Origin of the sequence: Paraburkholderia ribeironis (assembly GCF_900019265.1) — a bacterium.
In the GTDB taxonomy this organism is placed as follows: domain Bacteria; phylum Pseudomonadota; class Gammaproteobacteria; order Burkholderiales; family Burkholderiaceae; genus Paraburkholderia; species Paraburkholderia ribeironis.
Genome location: NZ_CYGX02000097.1, coordinates 1 through 1218, shown reverse-complemented (window position 1 = coordinate 1218; position 1218 = coordinate 1). Strand labels below are relative to the sequence as shown.

Sequence of the window (1218 nt, the reverse complement as noted above, 5' to 3'; positions counted from 1 at the left end):
GCCGCTAGGGAAGCGCTGATTAATGGACCAACTGACCGAGTTGCAGCCGAGAGGGCGTCGAATTTTCCGGATGACGAAGCGACTCGAAGCTGAACTCGGTGAATTGGCCGCGTAAACGGGCCTCCCTGTCCGCATTTTTCATACGCATGACGGATTGCTCCCATGGACCGATCGCAACAGATTTCGCGCAATCACCAGATTCGCCAGAGCGAACAGGCTGAACAGTTGCGCCGTGTTCTTGGCCAAGCCCTTGTATCGGGTCTTGCGATGGCGAAACAGGTTCTTGACGATATGGAATGGATGCTCAACCCGCGCACGGATCTGCGCCTTGGTTCGCTCGAGCGCGAGCACCAGGTCCTTCAGCGCTCCCTCCTGCATCGCTTTGATCTTTCCGCGCTTGGCCGCGACGTGCCACTTCACGGTCTTGCCCGCCATTTCCTCGCGCTTTTCTACGCCAATGTAGCCCGCGTCGGCGAACGCTTCCTCTTCATGGCCGTGCAGCAGGCAATGCGCTTGCGAGACGTCAGATACGTTAGCCGCCGCGCCAACCACGCTGTGGATCAGGCCCGAATCGGCATCCATGCCAATATGAGCTTTCATCCCAAAGTGCCATTCGTTTCCCTTCTTCGTTTGATGCATTTCCGGGTCACGACTTTTCTCGGCGTTCTTGGTCGACGGCGGCGCTTCAATGATCGTCGCGTCGACCAGCGTGCCTTCCTTCATCATCAGCCCACGCTCGCACAGCGAGACGCCAATCTCGTCGAACAACTTCCGTGTCAGTTCGTGCTCGATCAGCAAGCGCCGGAACTTCAACAGTGTGGTCGCATCCGGCACGTTCTCGACTGCCAGATCGATGCCAGCGAAGGCACGCAGCGCGATGCTGTCATACAGCGCGTCTTCCAGTCCTTCGTCCGACAGCCCGTACCACTGTTGCAGGAAGTAGATTCGCAACATTCTCTCCAGGCCAATGGGCGGGCGGCCTCGCGTGCCCTTCGGGTAGTACGGCTCGATTGCCGACAGCAAGCGCTGCCACGGAACGACCTTCTCCATCTCGGCGAGGAAGCGTTGGCGCCTCGTCACTCGTTTCTTGCCTGCAACTTCCGCTTCCGCAAAGCCGATCTGCCGCTTCATCATCGTGGGTCCGTTCCGTGAGCTGTCTTCTATAACGTCCTCGGCTGCGTCAGCGATGACCGCCGAGATTCATTAATCAGCGTTTCC

At 58.5% G+C, this 1218-nt stretch carries 1 protein-coding gene; it reads right to left on the bottom strand.

From position 1 onward, the window contains the following. Positions 1 to 138: 138 nt before the first annotated feature. Positions 139 to 1131: an IS5 family transposase gene (locus BN2475_RS30145; protein WP_094783060.1), complete on the bottom strand. Its 993-nt coding sequence runs from the start codon at positions 1129 to 1131 to the stop codon at positions 139 to 141. Positions 1132 to 1218: the final 87 nt, after the last annotated feature.